The organism is Exiguobacterium sp. A1_3_1 (assembly GCF_048985645.1).
GTDB classification, from domain to species: Bacteria; Bacillota; Bacilli; order Exiguobacteriales; family Exiguobacteriaceae; genus Exiguobacterium_A; species Exiguobacterium_A indicum.
The window spans coordinates 1-4402 of the sequence record NZ_WBYY01000220.1 but is presented as its reverse complement, the minus strand read 5'-3'; the positions used below and the strand labels follow the sequence as shown (position 1 = coordinate 4402).

General features: G+C 46.7%; 4 protein-coding genes. All 4 read right to left on the bottom strand.

Annotated elements, in window-relative coordinates:
* Positions 1 to 2281: ATP-dependent Clp protease ATP-binding subunit (locus tag F8N00_RS16475; RefSeq protein ID WP_421018598.1), on the bottom strand; the 2281-nt coding region annotated here is incomplete at its 3' end.
* Positions 2281 to 3354 carry an ATP--guanido phosphotransferase gene (locus F8N00_RS16470; protein ID WP_023466586.1) on the bottom strand — a complete coding sequence of 358 codons (1074 nt, stop codon included), beginning with the start codon at positions 3352 to 3354 and terminating at the stop codon, positions 2281 to 2283. The genes F8N00_RS16475 and F8N00_RS16470, both read right to left, overlap by 1 nt.
* Positions 3347 to 3775, bottom strand: coding sequence for a hypothetical protein (locus F8N00_RS16465; protein ID WP_023466580.1), 429 nt, complete (start codon positions 3773 to 3775; stop codon positions 3347 to 3349). Before F8N00_RS16465 ends, F8N00_RS16470 begins: the two co-directional genes overlap by 8 nt.
* Positions 3776 to 3800: 25 nt before the next feature.
* Positions 3801 to 4256, bottom strand: coding sequence for a CtsR family transcriptional regulator (locus F8N00_RS16460; RefSeq protein WP_023466578.1), 456 nt, complete (start codon positions 4254 to 4256; stop codon positions 3801 to 3803).
* Between the last annotated feature and the right edge of the window lie 146 nt (positions 4257 to 4402).

The following is a 4402-nucleotide window of genomic DNA, read 5'->3' as shown; positions in this document are numbered from 1 at the left end:
ACTCTGGATCGTATCCGATATCGGCAATCTTCGAGAGGGCAGCTGGTGTCAATTCGAAATGAATTTCCTGTTCAGCCAAACGTTTTTCAAGGGTTTTCGCCATCAACTTCACAATCTCTTCGATGTGTTGTTTCTCGAGTGAGTGGAAGACGATCGTTTCATCAATTCGGTTCAAGAACTCTGGACGGAACGCCCGTTTGAGTTCTTCCATGACTTTATCTTTCATGTCTTTGTATTCGCGATCCGTATCTTCAGAAACAGCGAATCCGACATATTTATTACGTTTAAGGGCACTTGCACCGACGTTCGATGTCATGACGATGATCGTGTTACGGAAATCAACCGTCCGACCTTTCGAGTCTGTTAAGCGTCCATCATCAAGTACTTGCAAGAGAATGTTGAAGACTTCCGGGTGCGCCTTCTCGATTTCATCAAGTAAGATGACTGAGTATGGTTTCCGGCGAACTTTTTCCGTTAATTGACCGCCTTCTTCGTAACCGACATATCCTGGAGGTGAACCGACGAGACGGCTCGTTGCATGTTTCTCCATGTACTCTGACATGTCGATCCGGATGATCGCATCCTCATCTCCGAACATCGCTTCGGCAACCGCACGGGCGAGTTCTGTTTTACCAACCCCAGTAGGACCGAGGAAGATGAACGAACCAATCGGACGTTTTGGATCTTTCAGTCCAGCACGTGCCCGACGGATGGCTTTTGAAATTGATTTAACGGCTTCATTTTGTCCGATGACACGATCGTGAAGGATTTCTTCGAGGCGAAGGAGACGATCCGTCTCTTCTTCCGCGATCTTCGTGACCGGTACACCTGTCCAGTTGGCAACGACTTGTGCGATGTCATCTTTTGTGACTTCAAGTTTTTCGTTGCCTTGTTTATTCTGCCATTCCTCTTTCAAACGCTCAAGCTCATCGCGTAATTTTTGTTCCGTATCGCGGAGGCTTGCTGCTTTTTCGAACTCTTGGCTTTGGACCGCTTCGTCCTTGTCCTTGCGGATGCCTTCGAGTTTTGCTTCGACTTCTTTTAAGTTCGGTGGTGCTGTGTATGAACGCAACCGAACTTTCGATGCTGCTTCATCAATCAAATCGATCGCTTTATCCGGAAGGAAACGATCCGAAATGTATCGATCCGACAAGGTGACGGCTTCTTGAATCGCTTCGTCTGTGATCGTCACACGGTGGTGTGCTTCATAACGATCGCGAAGACCAAATAGGATTTGTGTTGCTTCATCCGTTGTTGGCTCTGCGACTTGGATCGGTTGGAAACGACGTTCGAGTGCCGCATCTTTTTCGATGTATTTCCGGTACTCATCAAGAGTCGTTGCTCCGATACACTGGAGTTCGCCTCGTGCGAGCGATGGTTTAAGGATGTTCGATGCATCGATCGCACCTTCTGCTCCACCCGCTCCGATCAATGTATGCAACTCATCAATGAAGAGAATGATGTTCCCCGCTTGACGAATCTCATCCATGACCTTTTTCAAACGATCTTCGAATTCACCACGGTATTTCGTACCAGCGACAAGTGTCCCCATGTCGAGTACCATAACACGTTTATTGCGTAACGTCTCCGGTACTTCATTGTTGATGATTTGTTGAGCGAGACCTTCGACGACAGCCGTTTTACCGACCCCTGGTTCCCCGATCAAGACCGGGTTATTTTTCGTCCGGCGGCTCAAGACTTCGATGACACGTTGAATTTCTTTCGCACGACCGATAACTGGATCAAGACGTGTTTCGCGCGCTTGTTGTGTCAAATCACGAGCAAGACCATCAAGTGTTGGTGTTGCGACACCTGAACCTGCTTGCGACGCGTTTGCTGTCGTTTCGCTGTTCCCGAGCAACTGGAGTACTTGCTGACGGGCTTTTGAAAGACTGATACCCAAGTTATTCAAGACACGAGCAGCAACGCCCTCTCCTTCTCTAATCAATCCGAGCAAGAGGTGTTCTGTTCCAACGTAAGAGTGACCTAGTTTACGTGCCTCATCCATTGATAACTCGATGACTTTTTTCGCACGTGGTGTATAGTGAATCGTCGTTGCACCATCTTGTCCGCGACCGATTAATGCTTCGACTTCCATCTGAATTTTATCTGAACTGAGACCGAGTGCTGTTAAGGCTTTCGCAGCGATTCCGTCTCCTTCACGTACAAGTCCGAGTAAAATGTGTTCTGTTCCGATATTGTGGTGCCCCAACCGTACTGCCTCTTCTTGAGCAAGTGCCAATACACGTTGTGCACGTTCTGTGAATCGTCCAAACATCATTATGCAAAACCTCCTTGTGTGTGATCCCTGTTTGTCTGTTCGGTTAACATCGTCCGGATTCGTTTCGCCCGTTCGATGTCCCGTTCTCTAGATGTTAATTGTTTCCCGAAATGCTTTTGTAGAAAACCTGTTTGTAATGAAACGAGCAGTTGATGAAAAAGATTTGGAGGAAGATTGACCTCTAGTCCCAGACTGTCTGCTAAGCGAACATCCGATAGTCGTTCCGTTGCTTCCCGCGCTGTAATCAGTCGAGCTGATGTCAGGATACCGTAGGAACGATATAGTCTGTCCTCTAGTTCTTCTTGATACATCTCCAATAATCCTTTTCGTGCTGCCTGTTCTGCTTCAATTAATGCTTCGACGGCAAATTGATAGTCCGTGATCAGCATATCCTCACTTGCCCCAAGCGTCCGTTGGTTCGAAAGTTGGAACATGCGACCAGAGGCATCGCTTCCCTCGCCGTAACGCCCACGAATCGCGAATCCGAGCTGTCGTAAGTGTTTGATATAGCCTTGAATCTGATTCGTCAGGACCAGTCCCGGTAAGTGCAACATCACGGAAGCACGAAGACCTGTTCCGACGTTACTCGGACACGTCGTTAAATAACCGAGCGTGTCATCAAAAGCAATTTTAAATCGTTCACTGATCAAGCGATCGACTTGTTTTGCGATCCGAAACGCTTCTTCAAGTTGAAGTCCCGGTAATAACGTCTGGATTCGGAAATGATCCTCTTCGTTTACCATGACACTGATCTGCTCATCCTCACTAATGAAGAGTCCTGTCCGCGGATGACTCGCTAACGCTGGACTGATTAGATGCTTTTCTACTAAAGCGGTTCGCGTCAGGACATCTGCTTGATCGACGCGACCAAACCGGAACCCTTTCATCCCGTTTAGTTGGCGTTCTGTCTCTTCAATGAGTGCATTGGCTTGTGCTTCTGACAACATCGTTGAGAACGGGTAACGTGTCGTATTACGCGCCAATCGGATCCGTGTCGAAACGACGATGTCGTCAAAAGGAGAAGATTGATTCATCGATTCGCTTAAAGGGTGTTGGAGCAACTCTTCAAACATGACGCAAATCCTCCTCGACACTCTCAATCTGTTGTTTTATGACTTCTGCTTCTTCATAATCTTCTGCTAAGATTTTGCGGTTGAGCTGTTCTTTGAGTCGACTGAGCTGCTGGTTCAATCGTTTTTCAACGGATTCCTCATCAGGTCGTGAGCCATAATGTTGCGTATGACCGTGTTGGAACTGACGAACCATACCGTCGACTTCGTCTTTAAAAAATGAATAACAAGTCGGGCAACCGACTTTACGAAGATGAAGCAATTGTTGACGGGTCATACCGCAAGACGGACACGCCGTCCCTTGATATTCACGTGCTAACTCCCGCACACAAACCGAGCATAAGAATTTTTCATCGGTTTCCGATTCTTGTGGAAGTTTGACACGGACGATTGCTTCTCGTTCGCCACATCGTTGACAACGCATCGTGCATTCCTCCAATGTCCGACGACTAGAGTCGCTTCATGGTTTGAAGAAGCGTCCGCATCAAGTGGGCACGCATCCGGTGTTGATCTTCGACCGCCATTGGCAAACTCTCTTTTTGCAACAGCGATTGAATCAAAATAGCTTCCCGCCGCGTCAGTAATTGTTCGTTCATCAAACGAATCAAATAATCTTCTGCAGCTTGTTCCGTCAAATGATCACCGATCCATGAACTGACTTCGTCTAATAGATCGTGACTATCGAGCACAACGATTTTTTGAATTCGAATGTATCCACCGCCACCCCGTTTACTTTCAACAAAATAACCCTTTTCGACTGTAAAACGAGTATTGATGACGTAGTTGATTTGTGATGGAACACAGTCAAAACGCTGTGCAATTTCTTGACGTTTGATTTCAATCGTCTTTTCGTCGTGTAAAATTTGCTTTAAATAGGCTTCGATGATATCTGTGATGTTTTGCATTGGCACCACCTCTCTGACCATCTTTGACTATTGTTTGATTTAATAGTAATCATCTAAAAAAAGAAATGCAACTGATAAGGCTTTTTAGAAAACACAAAAAGACCGACCTGCAATCTGCAGATCGGTCAAGTGCCTGGCAACGTCCT